Here is a 25,650-nt window from a genome sequence, read left to right on the forward strand (position 1 = left end):
ACATGCAAGTAATCGAGACCAGGATCGACACCAAAAGCGAATCCTACAAGGCCAACTACGCCCATAACGAAAACCTGGTGGCCCAGCTCAACGCCGAGCTGGACAAGGCCGCCAACGAGCGCTCGGAGCGGGCGCTCAAGCGCGCCGCCGAACTGGGCAAGCTGCCGCCGCGCAAGCGCCTGGAGCTTTTGCTCGACCGCAACAGCCCCTTTCTGGAGATAGCGCCCCTGGCCGCGCGCAATCAATACGACAAGAAGGTCCACGGCGCGGGCATGATCATCGGCATCGGCGTGGTGGCCGGCCGCGAGGTGCTGGTCAGCGCCAACGATTATCTGATCAAGGGCGGCACGGTCTATCCGCTGGGCGTCAAGAAGAGCTTGCGCGCCCAGGAGATCGTCATGGAAAACCATCTGCCCATGATCAACCTGGTCGACTCGGGCGGCGCGTTTCTGCCCTTGCAGTCGGAGATCTTCCCCGACAAGGATGACGGCGGCCGCACCTTCTTCAACCAGGCCCTGATGTCCAAGATGAACATCCATCAGATCACCGGCGTGTTCGGCCTGTGCACCGCCGGCGGGGCCTACGTGCCGGCCATGAGCGACGATGTGGTCCACGTCAAGAACACCGGGGCCATCTTCCTGGGTGGGCCGCCGCTGGTGCGCGCGGCCACCGGCGAGGAGGTCAGCGCCGAGGAGTTGGGCGGGGCCGATCTGCACTGCCGCGAGTCCGGCGTCAGCGACTATTTCGCCGAGGACGACGCCCACGCCATCCAGATCATCCGCGACATCGTGGCCAATCTGCCCCCGGCCCGCAAGACCGACATCGGCCTGCGCCAGGCCAAGGCCCCGCTCTACGAGGCCAAGGAGATCTACGGCATCGTGCCGCCCCAGCTCTCCACGCCCTACGACGTGCGCGAGGTCATCGCCCGCATGGTCGACGGCAGCGAGTTTCTGGAGTTCAAGGAGCGCTTCGGGCCGACGCTGGTCTGCGGCTGGGCCTATATCCACGGTTATCCGGTGGGCATTCTGGGCAACAACGGCGTGCTGTTCAGCGAAAGCTCGCAAAAGGCCACCCAGTTTATCCAGCTCTGCGACCGCCGGGGCATCCCGCTGGTTTTCTTGCAGAACATCAACGGCTACATCATCGGCCGCGAATACGAGCGCGGCGGCATCACCAAGGACGGCCACAAGATGGTCGCCGCCGTCAGTTGCGCCACCGTGCCCAAGTTCACCGTGATCGTCGGGGCCAGCTTTGGCGCGGGCAACTACGGCATGTGCGGCCGGGCCTATGGCCCGCGCTTTTTGTGGATGTGGCCAAACGCCCAGATCGGCGTGATGGGCGGCGAGCAGGCCGCCGGCGTGCTGGTCACGGTCAAAAACGACCAGTTGGCCCGCGAGGGCAAGCCGCCCATGAGCCAAGAGGAAGTGGAGGCCATCAAGGTTCCGGTGATGCAGGCGGCCCTGGCCGAGGGCGACGCCTATTACTCGACCAGCATGCTCTGGGACGACGGCGTCCTCGACCCGGCCAAGACCCGCGACGTCCTGGGCCTGGCCATTTCGGCCTCGCTCAACGGCCCTCTCCACGCCGACCGTCAGGGTTTCGGCGTTTTCCGGATGTAGGGGGAGGCCAGCCATGTTTAAAAAAGTGCTTATCGCCAACCGTGGCGAAATCGCCGTGCGCGTCATGCGCTCCTGCCGTGAAATGGGCCTGGGGACCGTGGCCGTCTATTCCGACGTGGACGCCCACGCCCTGCACGTGCTGGAGGCCGACGAGGCCGTCTGCCTGGGCCAGGCCGAACCGGCGGCCAGCTACCTGAACATCGCCAAAATCATTGAGGCGGCCAAACAGACCGGGGCCGAGGCCATCCACCCCGGCTATGGCTTTTTGGCCGAAAACGCCCACTTCGCCACGGCCTGCGCCAAGGCCGGGCTGGTGTTCATCGGCCCCTCGCCCCGGGTCATCGAGGAGTTGGGCTCCAAGACCCGCGCCCGCCAGATCATGGAAAAAGCCGGCGTGCCGCTGATCCCGGGCATGCTCGAACCCACCATGGACGCCGACGTGCTGTTGGCCGAGGCCCAGCGCATGGGCTATCCGGTGTTGATCAAGGCCGTGGCCGGCGGCGGCGGCAAGGGCATGCGCATGGTGGCCAAGGCCGAGGAGATGCGCGAGGCCTGCGCCTCGGCCTGCGGCGAGGCCCAAAAGGCCTTTGGCGACGGCAACGTCTATCTGGAAAAAAACCTGATCCAGCCCCGCCACGTCGAGATCCAGATTTTGGCCGACAGCCACGGCAACGTGGTGCATCTGTTCGAGCGCGAGTGCTCGATCCAGCGCCGGCACCAAAAGATCGTCGAGGAGACGCCCTCGGTGGCCCTGACCCCCGAAACGCGCCAGGCCATGGGCCGGGCCGCCGTGGCCGCGGCCAAGGCCGCCGGCTACGTGGGCGCGGGCACGGTGGAGTTTCTGCTCGATCACGACGGCCGGAGCTTCTATTTCCTGGAGGTCAACACCCGGCTGCAAGTCGAGCACCCCATCACCGAACTGACCACCGGCGTGGACCTGGTGCGCTTGCAGGTCGAGATCGCCGCCGGGGCCGCGCTGCCCTTTGGCCAGGACGACCTGGCCCAGCGGGGCCACGCCATCGAATGCCGCGTCTACGCCGAGGATCCCGAGGCCGACTTCTTTCCCTCGCCGGGCCGGCTGCTGGTCCACCGCGAGCCCAAGGGCCCCGGCGTGCGCAACGATTGCGGCGTCTACGAGGGCTTTGAAGTGCCCATGGACTACGACCCCATCCTGGCCAAGCTGGTCACCCACGGCCGCACCAGGGAAGAGGCCCGCCAACGCATGATCCGCGCCCTGCAAAACTATGTCGTGCTGGGCGTCAAGACCTCCATCGGCTTTTTGACCGACGTGCTGGCCTCCGAGCCGTTCATCGCCGGCCAGACCTACACCGACTTCATCCCCCGCCATTTCGCCGGTTGGCGGCAAAGCGCCGACGATCTGGAACTGGCGGCGCTGGCCTACGCGGCCGGCGAGAGCAGCCAGACAAACGTGGCCAGCGGGCCGGGCAAGGCCGCCGGCTGGCCCACGCCATGGCAGACACTGGGCGGCTGGCGCTTGTAGCCCCGGCCCCTTCAACCGCGGCGAAAATCAAGGAGTATCGGCCCATGATCTACGGTCCCGAAAGGTGGTTGAAATCCTACGACCCCGGCGTGCCGGCGGATATCGAACCACAACGCGGCTCCATCGGCGGGCGCTACCGCCAGACGGCCGGCCGTTATGGCTCCCAGACGGCGCTGTTGTTCATGGGCGCGACCATGACCCACGGCCAGGTGCTGGAGGCGGCCAAACGCTTCGCCGCGTTGCTGCGGGCCCACGGCGTGGGGCGTGGCGACGTGGTGGGCGTGCATCTGCCCAACACCCCCCAATACGTCATCGCCGTGCTGGGCGCGTTGCTAAACGGCTCGGCGATCACCGGCGTTTCGCCGCTTTTGATGCCAGACGAGCTGGCCCACCAGCTAAACGACTGCGGGGCCAAGGCCCTGGTCACCCTCGACGCCCTGTTTCAAGAGCGCTTCAAGGGCGTGGCCGGCCGCATCCCCGGCCTCAAGCTGGTGCTGGCCACCAGCATCGCCGACTATCTGCCGGGCCTCAAGCGGGTCTTGGCCAAGCTGCTGAAAAAAGTGCCCAGCGGCAAGGTCGAGCCCCTGGCCGGCAAGACGGTGCTGGATTTCCGCCGGGCCGTCAACGCCTCGCCGGCCGATGACCTGGAAGTGCTGGTCGAGGAAAACGACCTGGCGTTCATTCAATACACCGGCGGCACCACCGGCCTGCCCAAGGGGGCCCAGCTCACCCACGGCAACCTGTTGGCCAACCTGGCCCAGTTCGGCGCGTGGTATGGGGCCAAGATGGGCCAGGGCCGCTATCTGTCGGGCTATCCCATGTTCCACATCGCCGGGCTGTTTCTGGCCCTCAACGGGCTGATGTTCGGCGGGGCCCAGTCGCTGATCCCCGATCCGCGCAACGCCAAGCACATCGTCGCCGAGATGGCCGCCTTCAAGCCCAGCCTCATGGCCAACGTGCCCTCGCTGTGGATGATGCTCCTGGCCGAACCGGGCTTCAAGGATCTGGACTTCAGCGGCCTGGAGGTGTGCATCACCGCCGCCGCGCCCATGCCGGTGGAGTCGCTCAAGGCGCTGGAGGCGGTCATCGGCCAGGGCAAGATCTCCGAGCTGGTGGGCATGACCGAGACCAGCCCGGTCATCGCCTGCAACCCGGTGCGCGGCCCCAAAAAGCCCGGCTCGGTGGGCCTGCCCATCCCCGGCACGCTGGTGCGCCTGGTGGACCTGGCCGAGGGCAAGGACGAGGTCGCCCTGGGCCAGGCGGGCGAGTTGTGTGTTTGCGGGCCCCAGGTCATGCGCGGCTATCACAACAAGCCCGACGAGAGCGCCGGCGTCCTGCGCCCCCACGACGGCAAGACGTGGATGCACACCGGCGACGTGGCGGTGATGGACGAAGACGGCTACCTGTTCATCGTCGATCGCACCAAGGACATGGTCAATGTCTCGGGCTACAAGGTTTTCCCCCGCGAGGTCGAGGAAAAATTCTACACCCACCCGGCGGTGCAGGCCTGCGCGGTGGTCGGCGTGGTCGATCCCGACCGCCCCGGCTCCGAGATCGTCAAGCTGGTGGTGCAGCTCGACGAGGCCCACAAGCAAAAACCCGGCCCCGAAATGGAAAAGGAACTGCTGACCTTTATCAAGGACAAGGTCGCGCCCTACAAGACGCCCAAGCTGGTGCAGTTCGTGGAGCAGATTCCGCTGACCTCGGTGGGCAAGGTCGATAAAAAGGCCTTGCGCTAGGGGCGGCGCGCCAAAACAAAGGAGACTGTCGTTGGACTACCGACTGGAAATAGCCGAGGAAAACATCGAATTGCAACTGACGCCCGCCGACGGCGACAAGGCCGTGGCCACCCTGGGCGAGCAGACCCGCCAGTTGGCCATGACCCGCCTGGCCGACGGCTCGCTGGCCCTGTTCGTCGACGGCCGGCCCTTGCGGGCCTATCACGCGGCCACGGCCGAGGGCGGCTGGGTCCACGTGGCCGGCCGGGCCTACCAGGTCAAGGACCACGACAAGGCCCCGGCCCGGCGCAAAGCCAGCGCCGACGACGGCCCCGGCCAGGTCACCCCGCCCATGCCGGCGGTGGTGGTGCGCATTGCCTGCGCCGTGGGCGACGAGGTGATCAAGGGTCAGGGCCTGGTGGTGGTCAGCGCCATGAAAATGGAAACGACCCTGGCCGCGCCCTACCCCGGCAAGGTGACGGCCGTCAATTGCCAGGTCGACGGCAAGGTCATGCCCGGCGACATTTTGGTCGATATCGAACCATACGCCGAGGAGGAGGCCTGATCATGACCGACGAGCTACTGCTTGCCATCGAAAACCGCGTGGCCGTGATCACCCTCAACCGGCCCGACAAGCGCAACGCCCTCAGCCCCCAGATGATCGAGGCCTTCCACGCCTATCTGGACCAGATCGACGCCGATGACCTGGCGCGGGTCGTCTGCCTGCGCGCCGCCGGCGAAAAGGCCTTTTGCGCCGGGGCCGACCTGGGCGGCGGCCTGGCCGGCGCGCCCGACGACGCATCGTCGCCGCCCCGGCGCTACGCGGCGCTGCTGGGCCGCATGGCCGGCTTTGGCAAGCCCATCGTGGCCAAGGTCGGCGGGCCCTGCCTGGCCGGCGGCACGGGGCTGATGCTGGCCAGCCACATCGTGGTGGCCCGCGCCGACGTCTATTTCAGCCTGCCGGAAGTGAACGTGGGCATCTTTCCCTTCATGGTCGGAGCGCTTTTGCTGCGCAACGTCTTGTGGAAAAAGGCCCTGGAAATGGCCCTGACCGGCCGCAAGGTCGGCGCCGAGGAGGCCGAGCGCATCGGCATGATCACCAGCGCCGTGGCCCCCGAGGACTTCGAGCGCCACGTGGACGGCCTGCTCGGCGGCCTGAGCGGCCGTAGCCCCGTGGGCATGCGCCTGGGCCTGGAGGCCTTCCGCCGGCTGATCGACATGCCCCTGGAGGCCGGGTTGCAAGATCTTAGCCTGACGCTACTCAAGGCCGCCAAGACCGACGACGCCCGCGAAGGCGTCATGGCCTTTCTGGAAAAACGCCAGCCCAACTTCACCGGCAAGTAGGAGGGTTCCCATGGCCGACAAGCAAAAACTCATCGTCGCCAATTGCAGCGGCTTTTTCGGCGACCGCTTCAGCGCGGCCAAGGAGATGGTCTCGGGCGGGCCCATCGACGTGCTCACCGGCGACTACCTGGCCGAGCTGACCATGGCCATCCTCCTGCGCGCCAAGCAAAAAGACCCCTCCGGCGGCTATTGCTCCACCTTCCTCAAGCAGATGGAGCAGGTCATGGGCCCCTGCCTGGACAAGGGCGTCAAGGTCGTCTCCAACGCCGGCGGGCTCAACCCCCAGGGCCTGGCCGAGGCCCTGATCAAGGTCGCCGCCGAACTGGGCCTGCACCCCAAGATCGCCTACATCACCGGCGACGACCTGGCCCCCCGGCTCAAGGACTTGCAAGAGCAAGGCGAGGAGTTGGCCCATCTGGACACGGGCCTGCCCCTGGCCCGGAGCGGGGCCTTCCCCATCTCGGCCAACGCCTATCTGGGCGGCTGGGGCGTGGCCGCGGCCCTGGCCAAGGGCGCCGACATCGTCGTGGCCGGCCGCCTGGCCGACGCGGCGGTGGTCATGGGCCCGGCGGCCTGGGCCTTTGGCTGGCGGCAAGACGACTGGGACGCCCTGGCCGGCGCGGCCGTGGCCGGCCATATCGTCGAATGCGGTTGCCAGGCCAGCGGCGGCAATTATTCCTTCATCGACGAGGTGCCCAGCTTCCGGCGGGTGGGCTTCCCCATCGCCGAGATATACCCCGACGGCTCGTCGGTGATCACCAAGCACCCCGGCACGGGCGGCCTGGTCTCGCTGGGCACGGTCACGGCCCAGCTCTTGTACGAGGTGCGCGGGCCCATCTACCTCACGCCCGACGTCGGCGCGCGCTTCGACACCATCGAGCTGACCCAGCAAGGGACCGACCGCGTGCTGGTCCAGGGCGTCAAGGGCCTGCCCGCCCCCGAGACGACCAAGGTCTGCATCAATAATTTTTATGGCCATCGCAACACCATGACCGTGTTGCTCACCGGCCTGGACATCGAAAAGAAGGCCCGCATCGTCGAGGAGAGCCTCTTTGACGTGCTGGGGCCCAAGGAGTCCTTCGCCGTCTGCGACGTGCAACTATTGCGCTACGACAAGGCCGACCCGCCCAGCAACGAGGAGGCCTGGGCCCATCTGCGCGTCTCGCTGATGGACCCCGACAAAAAGAAGGTCGGCCGCGCCTTCAGCAGCGCCGTCGTCGAGCTGGCCCTGGCCAACATCCCCGGCTTCACCCTGACCAGCCCGCCCTCCGATGGCTCGCCGGCCATCCAGCACTGGCCGGCCCTGATCGGCGTGGACAAGATCAGCCAGCATGTGTTCATCGACGGCCAGGAGATCGTCGTGCCGGCGGCCGGGCCGCGCACCCCGGCCAAGGACGTCGCCGCCCCGGCCATCGACATCCCGCCCGCGCCAGGCGGCAAGCTGGTCAAAGCGCCCCTGGGCCGGGCCTTCGCCACGCGCAGCGGCGACAAGGGCGGCAACGCCAACCTGGGCGTCTGGGCCAGGACGCCCCAGGCCTTTGCCTGGCTGCGCCAGTTTTTAACCACCGAAAAGCTGGGCCAGCTCTTGCCCGACTGCGCCGGCTTCGCCACCGAGCGCTACGAACTGCCCAACCTGCTGGCCCTGAATTTCTACATCAAGGGCCTGCTGGGCGAGGGCGTGGCCGCCTCGATCAAGGCCGACCCCCAAGCCAAGACTCTGGGTGAATACCTGCGCGCCAAGATCATCGAGATGCCCGAGTCCATTATCTGAAAAAAACAGGGTGTGTGATAAGTCGGCCGCCCGCCGGCCGGAGGAGACGACCCGATGGACCTGAGCCTGAGCGAAGAACAGATCATGCTGCGGGAAACCGCCCGGCGCTGGGCCGCCAACGAGCTGGCCCCCATCGCCGAGCAAGTCGACGAAGAAGACGAGATGCCCCTGAGGCTGTTTCAGTCGGCCGGCGCGGTGGGCCTGATGGGCATCGCCATCGACCCCGAGTACGGCGGCTCGGGCCTGGACGTGCTCTCGGAGGTCATCGCCGCCGAGGAGATCTCGGCCATCAGCCCGGGCATGGGCCTGAGCCTGGGGGCCTCCAGCAACCTCTGCGCCGGCAACATCCAGCGCAACGGCAACGCCCAACAAAAGGCGCGCTATCTGCCCGACCTGGTGGCCGGCAAGACCATCGGCGCCCTGGGCCTCACCGAGCCCAACGCCGGCTCCGACGCCATGAGCATCGCCACCCGCGCCACCCGCCAGGGCGACCACTACGTGCTCAACGGCTCCAAGATGTTCATCACCAACGGCCCCATCGCCGACGTCGTCCTGGTCTACGCCAAGACCGACCCGGCCGCCGGGCCTTTTGGCATCAGCGCCTTCATCGTCGAGACCAAGTGGCCGGGCTTCAGCGTCTCGCGCAAGCTCAAAAAGGCCGGCCACCGGGGCTCGCCCACGGGCGAGCTGCGCTTCGACAACCTCGAAGCGCCCGCCGAAAACCTGGTCGGTGAGGAAAACGGCGGCATCGCCGTGGTCATGCGCGGGCTGGATATCGAACGGGTGGTCTGCGCGGCCGGCTGCGTGGGCATCTGCCGCCAGGCCATCGATCTTTCGCTAAAATACGCCAAGGAGCGCGAGCAGTTTGGCCGGCCCATCGCCAAGTTTCAGATGATCCAGGCCAAGCTGGCCGAGATGTACGCCCTCTACGAGGCGGCCAAGAACATGACCTACGCCGCCGCCGTCATGGCCGAGCAGAGCCAGCGCGGCGGCAAAGGCACCGAGCTGACGCGCATGGCCGCCGCCGCCGTGATGTTCTCGGCCGAGGCCGCCACCAAGGTCGCCTCCGAGGCCGTGCAGATCCACGGCGGCTATGGCTATTGCCTGGAATACGCCGTGCAACGGCTGTGGCGCGACGCCAAGCTCTTCGAAATCGGCGCGGGCACCACCGAGATTCGCAAGCTGATCATCGCCCGCGAGCTGCTGCAACGGGGCCGCGTGTAAGAGGAACAAAACGCCGGGAAAATTGTTTCGCCGCGCTCGATCGGGCGTCACGCCACGGCCACGGCCTCCAGGTCGTAGTCGTGGCTGGCGCTGATGCGGCAGAGGTGGATGCGGCCCGGCGCGGGATCGCCGTCGGTGACGATGGTCTGGCCGTCCACCTCCGGGGCCTGCCGCCAGGTGCGTCCCCAGCGCACGTAGGGGTGATCGGGGTGGGGGCCTTGGGCCAGCAGGGACAGTTGTTGGCCGACCTGCGCGGCCAGCTTGCCCGCCGAGATGGCCCGCTGGGCCGCCATCAGCGTTTCCAGGCGCTCCTGGGCCAACTCGGGGCTTGGGGCGGGCAGACGGGCGCTGCGCGAGCCGGGCTCGGGGCAAAAGGCAAAGGCCCCCAGGTGGTCGAAAGCTATCTCCTCCACGCCCCGCATGAGCCGCGTGAACTCGGCCGCGCCCTCGCCGGGGTGGCCCACCAGCAAGGTGCCGCGCAGCACGGCCTCGGGCCGCATGGCGCGGATTTCGTCTATCAGCGCCAGCAGTTGGGCGCCAGTGCGCCGACGGCCCATGGCCCGGAGCACCGGGTCGGCCAGATGCTGCAAGGGCAGGTCGAAATAGGGCAAAACACCCGGCGTCTGGCAGATGGCCCGGATCAGGCGCGTCTCCAACACGTCGGGGTGCAGATACAATGGCCGGACCCAGGCCACGCCGGGCACGGCGGCGATTTGCGGCAAGAGCGCGGCCAGGTCGGGGCCGTCGGGCCGGTCGTGGCCATAGGAGCTGAGATCCTGGGCCACCAGGTTCAGCTCGACCACGCCGCTCTGGGCCACGGCCTCGGCCTCGGCCAGGATGTCGGCGGCCGGCCGCGAGCGCAGCGGCCCGCGAATGGCCGGGATGGTGCAGAAATGACAGCGGTGCCGGCAGCCGTCGGACAGGCGCAGATAGGCCCAGCCCGGCCCGGTGCTGAGAGCCCGGGGCGTGGCCGCGTCGAAGATCGCCCGGGGCGGCGCGATGGCCAGGCGCTGGGCCGGCGGCGCGGCCAACAGCGCGGGCAGATCACCCAAGCGGCCCGGCGCGACCAGCAGATCGGCCTCGGGCAGGCTGCGGGCCAGCTTGCGGCCGTAACGCCCCACCAGGCAGCCGACCACGGCCAGGCGCTGGCCCGGCCGCCGCTCGTCGTGCAGCTCCAGGATGTTGTCGATGGCCTCGTCCACGGCCGGGCGGATGAAACCGCAGGTGTTGACGATGAGCCAGTCGGCGGCCTCGGGCCGCTCGCTGGCCAGCCAGCCCTCCGCCAGCAACATGCCCGCCAGGTGCTCGCCTTCCACCAGATTTTTGGCGCAGCCAAGGTTGAGCAGATAAAAAACAGCCATGTCCGCGCCTAGATCAGGTTGATCAGCCAAAAGCCCAGATGGGTCAGCGCCAGGCCTATGCAGGCCGCCGACAGCACGTGCAACGGAAAAAATGACGCCGACTGCCGGGGAAACAGGTCCAGGATGCGCAGCAGCGTCACCTCGATGGGCACCGCCAACACGTAGCCCACCACGATCGGCCCCAGCAAAAAAAACAGTCCGCCCTTCAAAGAGACAATGGGCACGCCGCCGGCGATGAACAGATAAAGCCCATAGCCCAGCCAGACCACAACCTGCACCAACTCGAACATGGGCCATCCACTCGCGCCGCCACGCCGGGCGCGCCCCCTCGGGGTGAAACGATCGTTTGAGGTTATTTGCCGCGACCCAGCCGACCCAGGCCCAGATCCAGCGGGCCCTCGCCCTTGACCAGGCCCAAACGCCGCCGCAAGGCCTGCTTGTCGGGCGAAAGCAGCAGCAGCTCCGCGCCGGCCGGCTCGTCGTCGTCGGCCACCAGCAGCGCCGGCTCGGAAGGCCTGGGCGGCGTCTCGCCAGCAGCCACGGCCAGGCCCAATTCGGCGGTGAGGGCCTCGACGCCGTTGGCCAGGGCCACGTCGCGATCAGCGCCATAGGCCTTGGCGCGGGGCAGATTGGGGAAGATCACCTCGAAGCCGCCCTCGGCCGTGGGCAGCAGCATGGCCGGATAGGCGGCCAGGCCCTCGATGGCCCGCAGCAACGCCGGGCGGTCCGGTTTGTTTTTGTTCATGGGCAACCTCGCGGCGAAATTGGCGCGTTCCCGGCCGGCCAGGCGGCGCGGCCCCTGGTCTGATTGTTGCCCAAATCCCTACGTTGGAGCCAGCATTTTTCCGGTCACGGCCCCGCATGCGTAATTTGTTTTCGCGCAAGCGCGCCGGCTCATGCGCGGTGCCAGCGCGCCCCGCTGGGCGTGTCGGCCACCTGCACGCCCATCTCGGCCAATTGCTCGCGCAGGCGATCGGCCAGGGCGAAATCGCCGTCGGCCCTGGCCTGCTCGCGCTTTTGCACCAGTTCCTCGATGGCCGGATCCCACGACGAGCCATCGAAATTCATCACGCCCAAGACGCTGTCCAGGCGCTGCATGAACTCCAGCACTTTCTGGATCTGGGCCATGGTCAGGCCCTCGCCGGCGGCCAGGCGATTGATGGCCTTGATGAAGGCGAAGATGTGGCCCTGGGCCTTGGCCACGCCCAGGTCGTTGTCCATGGCCTCCTGAAAACGATAGCGCGTCTCGTAGATGAGCTGATCGACGTCCTCGGCCTGGGCGTCGTCGGGCGCGGGGGTCAGGAAGCGCAGGCGGGCCACGAAATCGTTGAGCCGGCGCACGGTGCGCTCGGCCAGGTCGAGCTGTTCGGGCGCGAAACGCAGGGCCCGGCGATAGTGTTGCGAAAGCATCCAATAACGCACGGCCTGGGGGCTGTGGCCCTGCTCCAGAAGCTCGCGCAGCGAGACGTCGTTGCCCTGGACGCGGTTGGCCTTTTTGCCGTCGACCACCACCACCTCCGAATGCAGCCAGAGGTTGGCCAAAGGCTTGCCGTAGAGGCTCTCGGCGATGGCGATCTCGTTGTCGCCGTGGGGGAAGATCAGGTCGCTGCTGGCCAGGTGGATGTCAAAAGGCTGGCCCAGGTGGCCGGCCGACATGCAGGCGCACTCCACGTGCCAGCCGGGCCGGCAGTTGCCCCAGGGCGTGGGCCAATAGACGCCGGCCTTGAGCTCTTGCAGGCTGGCCCGCTTGAACAGCGTGAAATCGCTGGGATTTTCTTTTTCGTAATAATCGAAATCAACCGTCTTGCCCTTTTGGATGGCGTTCAGGTCCACGTGGGAGAGCTGGCCGTAGTTGGGGTAGCGGCTGATGTTGAAATAGACCGAACGCAGCTTTTCGTAGGCCAAGTCCTTGGCCAGAAGCTTGCGCGTCTCCTCGATCATCTCGGGGATGTGCTCGCTGGCCTTGGGGTAGTCCGAGGCCGGCAGGACGTTGAGCGCGGCCATGTCCTCGTGGAAGGCCTTTTCCCAGCGGGCGGTGAACTCCTTGAGCTCGGCCCCCTCGGCCAGGCACTGGTTGACGGTGCGGTCGTCGATGTCGGCGATGTTGACCACCAGCTTGACCTCGAAGCCGCGCAGCTCCAGGTAGCGCCGCAAAAGGTCGGCGAAGATCATCCGCCGGCACAGGCCCAGATCGGGCGGGCCATCCAGGCTGGGCCCACAGGCGTAGATGCCCACCCGGCCCGGCCGCACCGGGCGCAGCTCGTCGATGCGCCGGGTGAGGGTGTTGAAGAACTTCAGCGGCTCGGGCACCTTTTCCGAGACGAACAGCGGGGTGGAAAGATAACGCTCGCCGCCGTCGGGCAAAATGGCCACGACCATGCCCTCGCTGAGCCCACGGGCCTGCTCCACCGCCGCCACCACCGCCGCGCCGGCGCTCATGCCCACGAAGATGCCCTCCTCGCGGGCCAGGCGGCGGGCCATGGCGTAGGCCGCGTCGTCGTCGACGTTGACGATCTGGTCGGGCAGATGGGGGTCGAAGATGCCGGGCCGCAGCGATTCCTTCATGTTTTTGAGGCCCTGAATCTTGTGGCCCTGATATGGCTCCACCGCCACCAGCTTGATGGCCGGGTCCAGCTCGTGCAGGCGCTTGGCCAGGCCCATGGCCGTGCCCGAGGTGCCCAGGGTGGCCACCACCACCCGCGCCCGGCCCTGGGTGGCGCGGTGGATCTCGTCGGCGGTGCCGTGCTGGTAATGGGCCATGACGTTGTTGTAATTATTGAACTGATCGACGAGAAAATAGCGCTCGGGCTCCTCGCGGGCCAGGCGGTAGGCCTCCTCGATGGCCCCGTCGGTGGCCAGGTGGGCCGGCGTCAGCAGAATGTCGGCCCCGTAGGCCCGCAGGATCTTGCGTCGCTCCTCGCTGGCCGATTCGCTCATCGTAAACAGCATGCGGTAGCCCTTGACCGCGCAGACCATGGCCAGGCCGATGCCTGTGTTGCCGCTGGTGGCTTCCAAAACGATCTTGTCGCGGGTCAGCTCTCCGCTGACCTCGGCGGCCTCCAGCATGCGTAGCGCCGCCCGGTCCTTGACCGAACCGCCGGGGTTAAGGTACTCCAGCTTGGCGTAGATGGGCGCGCCGCCCAGGGGAGTCACCCGGCCCAGACGCACCAGCGGCGTCTCGCCAATGAGCTCCAGCACGTTGTCAACCATGCGCAGGGTCATTTGCCTCGTCCAGTCGTGGCGGTTGATGGCTTGGGCCGCTAAAACATACTGCCAGGCCGGCCGGCTGTAAACATCGGCCCGGCCCGGCCGTTCAATCGGCGCGATCGCCGCCGGCGGCCAGCCGGCGCAGTTCGGCCAGGTAGGCCTTCATCCGCTCGACCTGCTCGGGCGACAGGCCTTCCTCGGCCGCGGCCACGGCCGCTTGCTGGGCGGCGACGGCCTGGTCGTAGCACTGGGCCTGAGCCTGAACCTGGGCCTCGAGCATGTGGCCCATGGCCCGGCCGCCGGCGTTGTCGGCCGCTTTTTGCGCGCGCCGAGCCAGTTCCAGGGCCTGGGCGCGGTCGCGCATGGCGTCCTCGGGGCATTTGAGGCGCAGCCGGCCCAGGCCCAGCAAGGCCCCGGCGTTGGCGGGGTTGAGCCCCAGGGCGGCCTGATAGTCGGCCACGGCCCGATCGAAGCGCCAGGCCCGCTCGTGCAGCATGCCCCGGCAGAAAAAATAGGCGTCGCGGTTTTCGTCGTCATCGGCCATGGCCCGGGTCAGCAGGCGCTCGGCCTCGTCGTCCAGGTCGGCCTTGAAAAGCAGGTTGACCAGCAACACGATGGCCTGGGCCCGCTCCCGGGCCGGCACGTCGTTTTGGCCCAGCACCGCCACGCAGGCCTTGTCCACGCCCAGACCATAACGCCCGGCGCTGATGTCCTCCAGGCCGGCCTTGTATTCCTCTTGCCAGCCAGCCCAGACCGGCGCGGCCCCGCCCAGCAGGGTCACGCACAGCGCCAGCGCCGGCCACCACGCGGCCATCGTCGTTCCTCGCTAGGGTTCATCGCCGGCCGCGGCGGCCGGCTCGGCGGCCAAGCGGCGGGCCAGCGCGCGCAGGCGGCCGGCCATCAGCGGCGCGTGATCCAAAACATTGCGGCCGCCCCAGCGGGCCATGGCCAAGACCAGGCCCTCGGGCTCCAGGTCGATCCAGGCGCAGCCCTCGGCCCCGCCCAGCAGAAAAGCGAAAACGCCCCGCCCGCTGGAGGCCTCCGGCTCGCCCCGAACCATCCGCCGCCTGTCGGCGGGGCTTGCCAAAAGCGGCCGCGCCTCATCGGAGCCCAGGCCGCTGGGGGCCAGGGCCAGCAGGTCGATGGCGTCATTTTGGTCCAGGCCGTCCAGAATGGCCAGGGCAATCGGCCGTCGCGGCCGTGTGACCAGATAAAGCCGCAGGCGCTCGGCCACGGCCAGGGCCTCCATCTGGGGCCGAAGCGCCGTCGGCAGGCTGCCCAGCCGCCCCGGCCGGAAAAGCCCCCGCCACAGCTCGGCCAGATCGGCGATGCGCGCCAAGTCGGCCCCAGGGTCGAAATCCACCGCCCGCAGCAGCGTCATCGGCCGCCCCTAACGCCGCCCGGCCGTCACCGCCGACTTGGCCGGCGGCAGATAGCGGGCCGTCACCGCCGAAAGGATGCCCAGCGCCGAGTCCAGGCCGTCCTTGTCGAAGGTGATCCGGCCGCTTTGCCCGCCGGGCGCGCCATGTCCCACCGGGTGCAGGCGGGCCTGCGAGGCCGCCGCCCCCACGGTCAGCTCGCCCTGCCACAAGACCGACGGCTGGCCCGATTGCCCATTATAACCCGGCGAGTCGGGTTCGGTGTCCTCGGGATAGGCCTGGTTGTAGTCCCAGGAATGATTGACCTCCAGGCGGATCAGGTAGCGGCCGGGCGCGAAATCGGCCGGCAAGTTGACGTTGCGGCTGAAAGATGTCTGGGGCGTGGCCCCGCTGATGGCGTCCAAGGCCTTCCTAGCCGCCGGGTCGATCTCCTCGCGCTGGTGCTGGTCGTGGCAGGCGGCGCATTGTTGCCGTTCCGGCCGGCCGCTTCGTTGATGGGCCGCCGCCCAGATGGGCAGGGCCTCGGGCCGGCGCACGTCGCGCTTGTCGGTGAAGGGGCCGGTGACCCAGTCCTGGACGGCCACGCGGTGGCTGACGTAGATGGTCAGGGCGTGGCTGCCGTCGGGCCGGGCCAGCCAGATGGCCATGGAAGGCGTTTTTTCCACCGGCCAGAGCATCACCGAGGCCTTTTGCACATAGGCCGGGCCGGCCTCCACCCGCACCTGGATCACGGCCGGGGCGGCCAGGGCCAAGGGCGCGGCGGCCAGGCCGAGCAGCAGGGAAAGAAAGGTCAAGACGCTTTTGGGCCGAAAGATCATCATCGACAAACTCCGATCGACGCTCACGGGGTTGGCGCGGCGGCCTCTTCGGCCGCCAGGCGCGCGCGGCGCTTTTCGCGCCATTGGCGGGCCTGGGCCAGCATGCGGCAGACCCCGCAAAGCTCGCTCATGGTCGGCGCGCCGCAGATCTGGCAGCGGCCGCCAAGCTGGGGCGGCGGCGGCGGCGCGGCCTTTTGGCGCAGAAACTCCAGGTAAAAATTGTGCTTGGTGCCGGGCATGTCGGCCTCGAGCTGGTCCATGGCTTTTTGATAATACAAAAGCGTGGCGCCCTTGGATCCGGCGCACTTGCCTTGGGCCACGGGTAGCTCGTGCACCTGGGCGAAGGCCCTGATCTCGGCGCCCTCCAGGCGGCAAAGCGGCTTGACCTTGCGCGCGAATCCGGTTGCGGCGTCGCCGCCGGACTCCAGCACCGGCCACATCGCTTGCAGGTAATCGAGGTGATTATGAATGAGATTGCCCAGCAGGCGGCCGGCCTCGTCGTCGAGATGGTGGCCGGTGGCCACGGTGTCGAAGCCCAACTCCAGGCAGAGGCGGTTGAGAAAATGACGCTTGAACGTGCCGCAGACGCTGCAAAACTGGCGACGGGTGGCCCAGACGATCTCCTGCATGGAAAGCCCATCGGTGAGTTGGCCCAGGGAGGCCTCGTGCAGGGGCCGGCCCAGGCGGGCGGCCATCTGGCGGCAGCTTTGCAGCGAGGCCTCGGAAAACTCGCCCATCTCCAGGCACAGATGCACGCCGGCCGTCCGATAGCCCAACTCCTCCAGCGTCAGCCACAGGGCCAGCGAATCCTTGCCGCCGCTGACGGCCACCAGCACCTCCTGGCCCGGCCGCAGCATGGCGTAGTCCTTGATGGCCTTTTGCACCTGGCGCTTGAAGAACAGATCGAGGCATGGGTCGCAAAAATGGGCGTTGTGGGCCGGCAGGCGGAAACGGGCCGGCTGGCGGCAGCGGGTGCATTTCATTCCGGGATCGGTCATGACCTCTTCCGTGGGGGCTGAACGGAACGCCGAGACTATGCTATCTTCTATATCTTATATGGCCCGCCAGCGCACGAGCCAAGTTGACGCGCGGGCGATGGAGGTTGTTTTGACCAGGTTGCTGTCGAGGCTTTTGCTTGTAACGGCGGTTTTTTGGGCGCTGGCGGCCCCGGCCTGGGCCGGCGACGGCCCCTGGGCCGGACGCGGGGCCGACGGTGCGGCCATGGACGGGGCCGGGTTGGCCCAGGCCCTGGCCGGACACCGGGCCTGGCTGCAAAGCGGCGGCGCGCAAGGCCGCAAACTGGACATGCAACGGGCCGACCTGAGCGGCGCGCCCCTGGAGCGAGCCAACCTGGCGCGGGCCGTGCTGGCCGGGGCCAGATTGGCCGCCGCCAAGCTGAACGGCGCGCATCTGGCCGGGGCCTCGCTGGACTACGCCGACTGCCAAAAGGCCGACCTGCGCGGGGCCGACCTGCAACGAGCCGAGGCCTGGGGCTGTCGCCTGATCCAGGCCGACCTGCGCGGGGCCGACCTGCGCGGGGCCCAACTCACCGAGGCCAACCTCTATGGCGCCGACCTGCGCGGGGCCGACCTGCGCGGCGCGGCCCTGGTCACCGCCCGGCTGATCCAGGCCCGGCTGGAGGGCGCGCGGATGAAAGGGGCCGACCTGGATGGCGCCCAGCTCAGCGGCCAGGATCTGCGCCGCCTCGACCTGGCCGGGGCCAAGCTGCGCTGGGCCGAGTTGGACGGCTGCGATCTGCGCGGCGTCGACCTGCGCGGGGCCGACCTGCGCCAGGCCAACCTCAAGGGCGCGCGCCTGAATGGGGCCAAGCTGGAGGGCGCGTTGCTGGAGGGCGCAAGCCGCGATTGATTTTTCGCCGGCCACGGCCCGGCGTCCGGGGCGTCGGGCGGGCTTGTTGCTAGGTTTTGTTTTTATTTTAAGCAGATGGCTCGGCACGAAAAAATCGCCTCCGATGGCGATTTTTTATTGACACGCCGGGGGCGGTTTATTTATATTGGGGGAATCGCATAAGCGCAAAGGGCTACGATTGCCCGGCATTAAGGCAATCCGTAGCATCCATCACGGGGAAACTATATCAGAAACCTTTTGGCCCGGCCAACCCCAAATGTTGGGGTTTGCGTGACAAAATCCTCCAGCGGAGGTGGGCGGGCCGTTTTTTCGGCGACCAATGGCCCGGCGATGAGGCCGGCCGGGGTTGCATCGGGCCGAGCCAAGCCTTAGCTTATGGCCAAAAGCGCCCGGCCCAGACGGCCAGGCGCGGCAAGACGGCTTGGCGGCAACAAAAATATCGCCCCCAGAGGGCTTCAGCTAGAGCGATCCGCCGCGACCCGGCAATAAACAGGGCCCCAGGTTGGGCACATTAAAAAAACAACGGGAACGCCGCGGAAAAGACAACTTGGCATGGGGTCGGCCCGCGGGCCGACCGACGGAAAGGGATTAGCCATGGCTGCCAGCCGTGAAGAAAGATTCGTCGATCCGGGTCTTGACACGCCGGTGACCTATTTCAAGGAAGTGGAAGGCCGCGACCTGCTCACCCCCGAAAGGGAGCTGGAGTTGGGCAAGACCATCCACGACGGGCGCAACGAGATCCTGACCAAATCGCTGGTGATCATCAGCCGCTTCCAAGAGGCCGAGGACACCTGCCGGCGCATCACCGATTGGCTGGAGGACTCTCACAAGTCGCCGCTGTCGGTGGAGGACGTCATGGCCGAGGCCAAGGACCAGGTCTCGCGTTGCTGCCGCCGCCTGGGCGAGAAAAAGGTCGATGTCGAGCAACTGGTGCGCGACATCAACCGCGCCCGCCGTGAGGTGGAGGCCGCCGTCAGCGAGATGGTCGAGGCCAACCTGCGCCTGGCCGTGTCCATCGCCAAGAAATACACCTTCCGGGGCCTGTCGTTCGCCGACCTGATCCAGGAAGGCAACATCGGCCTGATGAAGGCGGTCAACCGTTACGACTATCGCACCGGCTACCGCTTCAGCACCTTCGCCTCGTGGTGGATCCGCCAGACCATCAGCCGGGCCATCTACGACCAGGCGCGGACGATCCGCATCCCCATCCACCTGTTGGAGCTGCGCAGCAAATACTTCCGCGTCTACTACGGCCTGCTCAAGGAGCTGGGCCGCGAGCCCACCCCCAAGGAGGTGGCCGAAAAAGTCGGCATCACCGAGGACAAGGTCAAGGAGATCATCAACCTGACCCTGGACTCCACCTCACTGGAGACCCCGGTGGGCGAGGACGGCGACGAACTGGGCGACTTCATCGAGAACAAGGACGCCGAGGATCCCTTCTCGATGGTCGGCGAGACCGAGATGCACGGCCACCTGGAGGCCGCCCTGGATTCGCTGGACGGCCGCGAGCGCCGCATCCTCGAGATGCGCTTCGGTCTGGGCGACGAGGACGAGCACACCCTCGAGGAAGTTGGCCAGGTCTTTGGCCTCTCGCGCGAGCGCGTGCGCCAGATCGAGAAAAAGGCCCTGCAACGCCTGCGTCATCCCCAGTGGCGCACCATCCTCGAAGACCACGTCGGCTGCTGATCGACCATCGGCGTGAAAGGCTCCCAAGACGGGGGCCTTTCACGCCGTCTTTTGCACGACAATCGTCACATCGCAGCATAGATCCATCATCGCCGGGGCGCGGCGCGCGCCTTGGGCCGGGAGCGTTGGCATGGCTTGGCTTTACGTGTTTTTGGCGGGCCTGTTGGAAGTGGCCTTCGCGGTGTGCCTCAAGCTTTCCGACAGCTTCAGCCGCTGGCCCTACACCGTGGCCTTCATCTGTCTGTCGGGCCTTTCGCTGTGGTTGCTGACCCTGGCCATGCGCGCGATCCCCTTTGGCGTGTGCTACGCGGCGTGGACGGGCATCGGCGTGCTGGGCACCACGCTCATCGGCGTGGTCTGGTTTGACGATCCGCTCAACTGGACCAGAATCGCCTTCACCCTGACCCTGCTGGGCTCGATCGTCGGCCTGCGCCTGACAGCCTGAGCCTCCGCCGAAAAGCCGCGGGGCGCGACCATTCCAGGCCGCGCCCCGTGGCGTTGTTTTTTTGCTATACCGGCTAGAATTCCGAGAAGCTATCGTCGTCGACCTCGTGGCTGGCGCTGCGCGCCGCGCTGGCCGGCAGGCGCAGGGTGGCCGCCGGCTTGACGGCCTTGGCCGACTGGGCGGCGGGCAGGGCCTGGTGGGCCGGCGCGACCGGACGGGCGGCCGCCGGCGGCAGTTGATATTGGGCGCTGGATGCGCCATTGCCGCTGGCTCCGCCGACCAGGGCGGCCAGGTCGTTGACGTGGCCCAGCATCTGTTCGGCCTGGGCGCTGAGCTCCTCGGAGGCGGCGGCCGATTCCTCGGCGTTGGCGGCGTTGAGCTGGGTGACGCGGTCCATCTCGGAGGCGGCCATGTTGATCTGCTCGATGCCCTGGGCCTGCTCGCGGCTGGCCGCGGCGATCTCGCCCACCAGCTCGCCGACCTTCATGGCCGACTGGCTTACCCGGCCAAAGGCGTCATCGGTGCGGCCCACCAGTTGGGAGCCCTCGCGGATGTTGGAAAGGCTTTCCTCGATGAGGGCGGTGGTGTTCTTGGCCGCCTCGGCGGCGCGCATGGCCAGGTTGCGCACCTCGTCGGCCACCACGGCAAACCCCGCGCCCGCCTCACCGGCCCGGGCGGCCTCCACGGCGGCGTTCAAGGCCAGGAGGTTTGTCTGGAAGGCGATCTCGTCGATGGTCTTGATGATCTTGGAGGTCTGATCACTGGTGGCGCTGATGCGGTCCATGGCCACGCGCAGGTCGCTCATGGCCTGGACGGCCTCGTGGACGGTGGCGATGGTCTCGCGGGTGAGGGCGTCGGCCTGGCGGGCCGAATCGGCGTTGTGCTTGGTCATCGAGCCCATCTCCTCCAGCGAGGAGCTGGTCTCCTCCAGCGAGGCCGCCTGCTGGGAAGCGCCCTCGGCCAGGGACTGGCTGGCCCCCGAGACCTGGCCGGCCGCCGCGGCCACCTGGGCCGAGCCGTTGCTGAGGCCGCGGATGACTTCGTTGATGGGCTTGGTGACGCTGCGAGTGATGAAGAAGGCCAGGAGCAGGCCGGCCACCAGGCCCACGCCGGCCCCGCCGCCCATGGTCAGCTTGGCCGAAGCCGAGGCGGCGTTCAGCTTGCCCTTCTGGTCCTCCAGGGCGGCCGCGCACATTTCCTGGGTCTGGCGGGCGGCGGCGATCATGGCCTGGTCGGCCTGCTTCTGCTGGCCAATCAGCTCGGAGTATTCATCGAAGTTTTCGTGATAGTCGTGCAGGGCGGAGGCGATGCCGGCCATCTGGTCCTTGTGCGCCTGCTGGACCAACCGGGCCTCCATGGCCTTGGCCAGGGCGATGATCTGGTCGATGAGCTTTTCGTTTTCCTCGTGCCATTTTTGTTCGCCGTGGCTGATGATGTATTCCTTTTCGGCCTTGCGGGCCTCGAGGAACCATTCGACCATCTGGTTGGCGTCGCGCAGGTTGGCCAGCTTGGCGGCGGTGAAAGATTCGGATTTGGCGCGCAGGGCGGCCATCTCCTCGGGCGTGTGCTCGCGGGCCAGGAGTTGGTCCATGGCGGTCTTGTCGGCGGCCATGCTCTCGACGAGTTGCTTTTGCTGATCGACGACGATGGCCTCGGTGTCGGCCAGGGCCTGCCTGGCCTTGGCCCGCATGGCCTCCATGACCTGGTCGCACTTTTCGCCCATGGCCACGTAGCCGGCAAAAACCTTCTCGTAGTTTTCAGCGGCGGCCACGACCTGGTCCATCTGCCGGCGGTTGATTTCGTCCTCGAAGACGTCCTTGGTGGCCAGGGCCTGGGCCTTGATCCGCTCGGCGTTTTCCAGGGTGGCGGTGGCGGATTGTTTGTCGCCGCGGATGATGAAGTTTTTCTCGTTGCGGCGGGCCTCGGCCATCAGCGCGGCGATCTTGTTGACGTCTTCGCGGTTTTCCACGCGGCCGGCAACCGCCTGCAGGCTGACCCACCCCGCCCCCGCCACAATCACCAGCAGCAGCAGAATGACGGCGAATCCACTGAACATCTTGGCGCCAAGAGTCATCTTCTTCATCGCGGACCTTCCTTTTATCGGAACCGGGCCCACCCCGGCTTGACTCGGGGCGCGGGCATCGGGCATGGACCCGGTTGGTTTCGTTTGTGCTTACGCGCCACGAGCATTGCAACCGACGTGCCATGTGAAAATTGGGACCGGCTACCAAGCCAGGCTTTTTTTCGCGTTGGCCACTCTTGGTGTTAGTGAATATAACCACCAGCCATGAATGATGAATCTCCGTTCATGACCGCGGCGCGAATCGGTCACCGCCTGTGGCTGCTTGGCAATGGGGCTGTGCCTAAAGGCGTGGGCAAGCCTTGGCGGTCCTAATCTTCTGGACGGCGTCCAGAAATCCGGGATTGCGGTATGACTAAACTGGATTCGTGTCCGGTCTGGCGGGAAAATGACGCGGCCCCAGGCCGGGGAGCCGGGGGCCGCTATGAATTCAAGCGCGGTCGGACGCCGAGAGTTCGGCTATCCGCCCTTAGAGGCGCTTGTTGCTCTGACGCCAGATGCCCATCTTTTCCGCCTCTTTGATCAAGTCCTCGCGGAAATCGGGGTGGGCGATGTTGATCATGCCTTCGGCGCGCATCCAGGTGGGCATGCCGGGCATGCGCGCCGCGCCGTATTCGGTGACGATGTAGTCGACCATCTGGCGCGGCACGGTGACGACGCTGCCCGGCTTGAAGGTGGGCACGATGCGGCTGATGACGTTGCCCTTGGAGTCCTTGCGCGTGCTGGTCATGCACAGGAAGCTCTTGCCGCCCTCGGACCACTGGGAGCCCAGGACGAAATCCCACAGACCGCCGTTGCCCGAGATCTGGTGGTAGCCGGTGCTCTCGGCGTTGACCTGGTTGAACAAGTCGGCCTCGACGATGTTGCAGATGGAGATGAAGTTCTTCATCGCGCCGATGCGCCGGGGGTCGTTGGTGTATTCGACGTTGTAGGAGGCCAGGCCGGGGTTGTTGTGCATGAAGTCGTACATGCGCTGGCTGCCGATGGCGAAGGTGTAGGCCACGCGGTAGCGGTCGAACTCCTTCATGGCCCCGTTCATGCGGCCCGACTCGATCATGTCCACGTAGGAGGGCACGAACATCTCGGTGTGGCCGCCCAGATTTTTCAGGTCGCTGTCGGCGATGAGCTTGCCCACGGCGCTGGGCATGCCGCCGATGCCCAACTGCACCGTGGCCCCGTCGACGATGTGCTTGAGGATGTGGCCGGCGATGGCCTTGTCCTCGGGCGAGGGCTCGGCCTCGGGGGCGTTGAAGGGCCCCTCCTCGGCCCGGCCGTCGATGATGTAGTCGACCTCGGAGATGTGGATGGCCTCCTCCGCGCCGCCCAGGCACACCGGCAGCTTGTCGCTGACCTCCACGACGGTTTTTTCGGCCACCGCCAGCTTGACCCTGGTCTCGCTGTTCTGCGGGCCCAGGTTGAACCAGCCGTGCTCGTCCATGGGGCAGACCCGCGCCGCCGTCACCCGCGGCGAAACGCCGATGTGGCCGCGAAAGATCTTGGGCGACATGTGATAGAGCACCGGGCAATAATAAACGCTGTTGGGCCCCAGCTTGAGCAGGCGGGTGAGCTTGCTGTATTGCAGATCGACGTAGATGAACGAATCGGGCTTTTGCGCCACCTCGGGCACCGGCGGCGTGGTCACCGCCGTGATGATGATCACCTCGGAAAGCTCTTCGTGGCGGGCGGCCAGGGCCCGGTCGAAGGCGATGGGTTTGCCGTTGAAAAAGCCATAGGCCACGGCGTCGCCGCTGTTGACGACCTTGGCCGCCTCTTCGGCCGAGACCAATTTTTGCTTGTATTCCGCTTCGTAAGCCACTTTCGCACCCCTGTATTTGAACCGCCGACCGCCGCCGGGGTTGGTTGCCCTTTTTTGCACAAATCAAGTGGCGCGAAGTATACCCACAATCAACAGGGTGGTCCAGAGCTTACGCCGGGTGAACATCGTTTATAACATATTATAATGACTGATTTTTTCGATCGATCGTTCGGTGAATTGACCGGCGACGAACAGCTCCGCCGGCCCATGGCGCGCTTCGGCCGCCGCACGGTGGAATTCATGTTTCACCGTGCGGCGGCCTCAAGTTGATAATCGTCAAGGCCCCTCAGGCGGCGCGCTTGTTGCTCTGGCGCCAGACGCCCAGGTGCGCGGCCTGCTTGACCAGCTCGTCGCGGAAATCCGGGTGGGCCAGGCCGATCACCGCCTCGGCCCGCTCCCACACCGACAGGCCGTGCATGCGCGCCGCGCCGTATTCGGTGACGATGTAGTCGACCATCTGGCGGGGGATCGTCGTCACCGTGCTGGGCGCGAACTGGGGCACGATGCGGCTGCGTCGCCGGCCCTGCTTGTCCTGGTAGGTGCTGTGCAGACACAGGAAGCTCTGGCCGCCCTCGGACCACAGCGCGCCGGTGACGAAATCCCACAGCCCGCCATTGCCCGAGATCTGGCGCGGGCCGGAGCTTTCGGCGCTGACCTGGCTGAGCAGGTCGACCTCCAGCACGTTGCAGATGGAGACGAGCTTGTCGATGCGGGCCAGGCGGCGCGGATCGTTGGTGTAATCGACTGGATAAGAGGCCACCGCCGCGTTGCGGTCGAGAAAGTCGTAGGTGCGCTGATCGCCGATGGCAAAGGAAAACGGCACGCGGAAGCGGTCAAAGGCCTTCTTGGCCCCGGTCATGCGGCCCGATTCGATCATGTCGACAAAGGCCGGCACGAACATCTCGGTGTGGCCGCCCAAGTCCTTGAGATCGCTCTTGGCGATGAACCGGCCCACCGCGTCGGGGATGGCCCCGATGCCCAGTTGGATCACCGAGCCATCGCTGATGTGGCGCAAAACCAGCTCGGCGATGATCTCGTCCTCGCGCTTGAGCGGGGCCTGGGCCGCGATCATCGGGCCGTCGTCGGCCGGGCCGTGGACGATCAGGTCCACCTCGGAGATATGGATGGCCTCCTCCGAGCCGCCCAGGCACACGGGCAGCTTTTCGCACTCCTCGACGATGACCAGGTCGGTCTGGCCCAGGCGGGCGCGGATGTCGGTGTTGGAGGGCCCCAGGTTGAACCAGCCGTGCTTGTCCATGGGGCAGACGCGCAGCATCGCCGCGTCGAAGCGCCGGCCGCCGAGGTTGCGCGCCACGTAGGGCGCGTAGTGGTACATCATCGGCACGTAGTGGGTGTTGTCGTTTCGCTCTTTGATCTGCCGGGTCAACTTGCTGAAATGCATGTCGTTGTAGGCGAACACGCCGGGGTGTTCACAGATGGCCGGGGCCGGCGGCAGGGTGCAGCAACCCAGCACCGACACATCATCGAGCTGGGCGGCCCGGGCGGCCAGGGCCCGGTCCAGGGCCAGGGGCCGGCCGTTGATCGGCCCATAACGCAGATAATCGCCGGAATGGACAACGCTCGCGGCCTTTTCGGCCGAAACCAGCTTCCGCTTGTACTCCGCCTGGTGCGACATCGGCTGCTACCCCTTGCTGAAATTTCCCGGCCTGGCGCGCCGCGTTGCCGTTTGCAACGGCGCGCCAGAAAAGTATAGCATCGCTGACCGGCCGTTCAATATATTTCGGCTGGTTTGTAGCTTTTTAATAGCTTGTAAGCAGCGGCATTGTGGCAGAATATAGGGTTTATACCCAG

Annotated in this window: 21 protein-coding genes; 10 read left to right on the plus strand and 11 right to left on the minus strand. The window is 66.8% G+C overall.

All coding sequences use genetic code 11. From position 1 onward, the window contains the following. Positions 1–2 precede the first annotated feature (2 nt). From DEBA_RS16255 to DEBA_RS16285, 7 genes are read left to right on the plus strand one after another with little or no spacing between them, the layout of a single operon-like run. Positions 3–1,619 carry a carboxyl transferase domain-containing protein gene (locus tag DEBA_RS16255; protein WP_013260042.1) on the plus strand — a complete coding sequence of 539 codons (1,617 nt, stop codon included), beginning with the start codon at positions 3–5 and terminating at the stop codon, positions 1,617–1,619. A gap of 13 nt (positions 1,620–1,632) precedes the next feature. Beyond that, entirely contained in the window at positions 1,633–3,120 is a 1,488-nt protein-coding gene (locus DEBA_RS16260) for an acetyl-CoA carboxylase biotin carboxylase subunit (RefSeq protein WP_013260043.1), read from the plus strand. Positions 3,121–3,164: 44 nt separating this feature from the next. Next, positions 3,165–4,859 (plus strand): AMP-binding protein, encoded by a 1,695-nt coding sequence (locus DEBA_RS16265; protein WP_013260044.1) that lies wholly within the window; start codon positions 3,165–3,167, stop codon positions 4,857–4,859. A gap of 31 nt (positions 4,860–4,890) precedes the next feature. Continuing rightward, entirely contained in the window at positions 4,891–5,403 is a 513-nt protein-coding gene (locus tag DEBA_RS17505) for a biotin/lipoyl-containing protein (RefSeq protein ID WP_013260045.1), read from the plus strand. Positions 5,404–5,405: 2 nt separating this feature from the next. Next, entirely contained in the window at positions 5,406–6,182 is a 777-nt protein-coding gene (locus DEBA_RS16275; RefSeq protein WP_013260046.1) for an enoyl-CoA hydratase/isomerase family protein, read from the plus strand. Positions 6,183–6,192: 10 nt separating this feature from the next. Beyond that, complete coding sequence (locus tag DEBA_RS16280; RefSeq protein ID WP_013260047.1) at positions 6,193–7,953, plus strand: acyclic terpene utilization AtuA family protein; 1,761 nt, start codon at positions 6,193–6,195, stop codon at positions 7,951–7,953. Positions 7,954–8,007: 54 nt separating this feature from the next. Next, entirely contained in the window at positions 8,008–9,177 is a 1,170-nt protein-coding gene (locus DEBA_RS16285; protein ID WP_013260048.1) for an acyl-CoA dehydrogenase family protein, read from the plus strand. A 47-nt stretch (positions 9,178–9,224) separates the two neighbouring features. Here DEBA_RS16285 and rimO read toward each other — a convergent pair whose 3' ends face one another. The 8 genes from rimO to DEBA_RS16325 all read right to left on the minus strand — a co-directional run bounded on the left by rimO (position 9,225) and on the right by DEBA_RS16325 (position 16,940). Beyond that, positions 9,225–10,538 carry a 30S ribosomal protein S12 methylthiotransferase RimO gene (rimO, locus tag DEBA_RS16290; RefSeq protein WP_013260049.1) on the minus strand — a complete coding sequence of 438 codons (1,314 nt, stop codon included), beginning with the start codon at positions 10,536–10,538 and terminating at the stop codon, positions 9,225–9,227. 8 nt (positions 10,539–10,546) lie between these two features. Beyond that, positions 10,547–10,828 carry a hypothetical protein gene (locus DEBA_RS18505; RefSeq protein ID WP_013260050.1) on the minus strand — a complete coding sequence of 94 codons (282 nt, stop codon included), beginning with the start codon at positions 10,826–10,828 and terminating at the stop codon, positions 10,547–10,549. Positions 10,829–10,890: 62 nt separating this feature from the next. Further along, positions 10,891–11,283: a type II toxin-antitoxin system HicB family antitoxin gene (locus DEBA_RS18510; RefSeq protein ID WP_013260051.1), complete on the minus strand. Its 393-nt coding sequence runs from the start codon at positions 11,281–11,283 to the stop codon at positions 10,891–10,893. A 149-nt stretch (positions 11,284–11,432) separates the two neighbouring features. Then, complete coding sequence (gene cysS, locus DEBA_RS16305) at positions 11,433–13,760, minus strand: cysteine--tRNA ligase (protein WP_013260052.1); 2,328 nt, start codon at positions 13,758–13,760, stop codon at positions 11,433–11,435. A 91-nt stretch (positions 13,761–13,851) separates the two neighbouring features. Then, positions 13,852–14,559 (minus strand): tetratricopeptide repeat protein, encoded by a 708-nt coding sequence (locus tag DEBA_RS16310; protein ID WP_013260053.1) that lies wholly within the window; start codon positions 14,557–14,559, stop codon positions 13,852–13,854. Positions 14,560–14,571: 12 nt separating this feature from the next. Then, positions 14,572–15,126 (minus strand): hypothetical protein, encoded by a 555-nt coding sequence (locus DEBA_RS18230; RefSeq protein ID WP_013260054.1) that lies wholly within the window; start codon positions 15,124–15,126, stop codon positions 14,572–14,574. A gap of 9 nt (positions 15,127–15,135) precedes the next feature. Further along, positions 15,136–15,945, minus strand: coding sequence for a hypothetical protein (locus DEBA_RS16320; RefSeq protein WP_013260055.1), 810 nt, complete (start codon positions 15,943–15,945; stop codon positions 15,136–15,138). Between the two features lie 20 nt (positions 15,946–15,965). Further along, entirely contained in the window at positions 15,966–16,940 is a 975-nt protein-coding gene (locus DEBA_RS16325; protein ID WP_013260056.1) for an ATP-binding protein, read from the minus strand. A 109-nt stretch (positions 16,941–17,049) separates the two neighbouring features. On the opposite strand from DEBA_RS16325, the gene DEBA_RS16330 reads away from it, so the two are divergent. From DEBA_RS16330 to DEBA_RS16340, 3 genes are all read left to right on the plus strand, one after another. Further along, positions 17,050–17,811, plus strand: a complete 762-nt coding sequence (locus DEBA_RS16330; RefSeq protein ID WP_013260057.1) for a pentapeptide repeat-containing protein — start codon at positions 17,050–17,052, stop codon at positions 17,809–17,811. Positions 17,812–18,405: 594 nt separating this feature from the next. Continuing rightward, on the plus strand, positions 18,406–19,497 hold the full coding sequence (locus tag DEBA_RS16335) for a sigma-70 family RNA polymerase sigma factor (RefSeq protein WP_013260058.1): 1,092 nt from the start codon (positions 18,406–18,408) through the stop codon (positions 19,495–19,497). Between the two features lie 130 nt (positions 19,498–19,627). Next, positions 19,628–19,942 (plus strand): DMT family transporter, encoded by a 315-nt coding sequence (locus DEBA_RS16340; protein WP_013260059.1) that lies wholly within the window; start codon positions 19,628–19,630, stop codon positions 19,940–19,942. 73 nt (positions 19,943–20,015) lie between these two features. Here DEBA_RS16340 and DEBA_RS18235 read toward each other — a convergent pair whose 3' ends face one another. The 3 genes from DEBA_RS18235 to DEBA_RS16355 all read right to left on the minus strand — a co-directional run bounded on the left by DEBA_RS18235 (position 20,016) and on the right by DEBA_RS16355 (position 25,474). Further along, positions 20,016–22,025: a methyl-accepting chemotaxis protein gene (locus tag DEBA_RS18235; protein ID WP_013260060.1), complete on the minus strand. Its 2,010-nt coding sequence runs from the start codon at positions 22,023–22,025 to the stop codon at positions 20,016–20,018. 466 nt (positions 22,026–22,491) lie between these two features. Further along, positions 22,492–23,838, minus strand: a complete 1,347-nt coding sequence (locus tag DEBA_RS16350; RefSeq protein ID WP_013260061.1) for an acetyl-CoA hydrolase/transferase family protein — start codon at positions 23,836–23,838, stop codon at positions 22,492–22,494. A 286-nt stretch (positions 23,839–24,124) separates the two neighbouring features. After that, complete coding sequence (locus DEBA_RS16355) at positions 24,125–25,474, minus strand: acetyl-CoA hydrolase/transferase family protein (RefSeq protein ID WP_013260062.1); 1,350 nt, start codon at positions 25,472–25,474, stop codon at positions 24,125–24,127. Between the last annotated feature and the right edge of the window lie 176 nt (positions 25,475–25,650).

It is taken from the genome of Desulfarculus baarsii DSM 2075 (assembly GCF_000143965.1).
In the GTDB taxonomy this organism is placed as follows: Bacteria; Desulfobacterota; Desulfarculia; order Desulfarculales; family Desulfarculaceae; genus Desulfarculus; species Desulfarculus baarsii.

Coding starts and splice junctions, on each gene's coding strand:
- DEBA_RS16255 (WP_013260042.1), top strand. CDS start 3: ATGCAAGTAATCGAGACCAGGATCGACACCAAAAGCGAATCCTACAAG.
- DEBA_RS16260 (WP_013260043.1), top strand. CDS start 1,633: ATGTTTAAAAAAGTGCTTATCGCCAACCGTGGCGAAATCGCCGTGCGC.
- DEBA_RS16265 (WP_013260044.1), top strand. CDS start 3,165: ATGATCTACGGTCCCGAAAGGTGGTTGAAATCCTACGACCCCGGCGTG.
- DEBA_RS16275 (WP_013260046.1), top strand. CDS start 5,406: ATGACCGACGAGCTACTGCTTGCCATCGAAAACCGCGTGGCCGTGATC.
- DEBA_RS16280 (WP_013260047.1), top strand. CDS start 6,193: ATGGCCGACAAGCAAAAACTCATCGTCGCCAATTGCAGCGGCTTTTTC.
- DEBA_RS16285 (WP_013260048.1), top strand. CDS start 8,008: ATGGACCTGAGCCTGAGCGAAGAACAGATCATGCTGCGGGAAACCGCC.
- rimO (WP_013260049.1), bottom strand. CDS start 10,538: ATGGCTGTTTTTTATCTGCTCAACCTTGGCTGCGCCAAAAATCTGGTG.
- DEBA_RS18505 (WP_013260050.1), bottom strand. CDS start 10,828: ATGTTCGAGTTGGTGCAGGTTGTGGTCTGGCTGGGCTATGGGCTTTAT.
- DEBA_RS18510 (WP_013260051.1), bottom strand. CDS start 11,283: ATGAACAAAAACAAACCGGACCGCCCGGCGTTGCTGCGGGCCATCGAG.
- cysS (WP_013260052.1), bottom strand. CDS start 13,760: ATGACCCTGCGCATGGTTGACAACGTGCTGGAGCTCATTGGCGAGACG.
- DEBA_RS16310 (WP_013260053.1), bottom strand. CDS start 14,559: ATGGCCGCGTGGTGGCCGGCGCTGGCGCTGTGCGTGACCCTGCTGGGC.
- DEBA_RS18230 (WP_013260054.1), bottom strand. CDS start 15,126: ATGACGCTGCTGCGGGCGGTGGATTTCGACCCTGGGGCCGACTTGGCG.
- DEBA_RS16320 (WP_013260055.1), bottom strand. CDS start 15,945: ATGATGATCTTTCGGCCCAAAAGCGTCTTGACCTTTCTTTCCCTGCTG.
- DEBA_RS16325 (WP_013260056.1), bottom strand. CDS start 16,940: ATGACCGATCCCGGAATGAAATGCACCCGCTGCCGCCAGCCGGCCCGT.
- DEBA_RS16335 (WP_013260058.1), top strand. CDS start 18,406: ATGGCTGCCAGCCGTGAAGAAAGATTCGTCGATCCGGGTCTTGACACG.
- DEBA_RS16340 (WP_013260059.1), top strand. CDS start 19,628: ATGGCTTGGCTTTACGTGTTTTTGGCGGGCCTGTTGGAAGTGGCCTTC.
- DEBA_RS18235 (WP_013260060.1), bottom strand. CDS start 22,025: ATGAAGAAGATGACTCTTGGCGCCAAGATGTTCAGTGGATTCGCCGTC.
- DEBA_RS16355 (WP_013260062.1), bottom strand. CDS start 25,474: ATGTCGCACCAGGCGGAGTACAAGCGGAAGCTGGTTTCGGCCGAAAAG.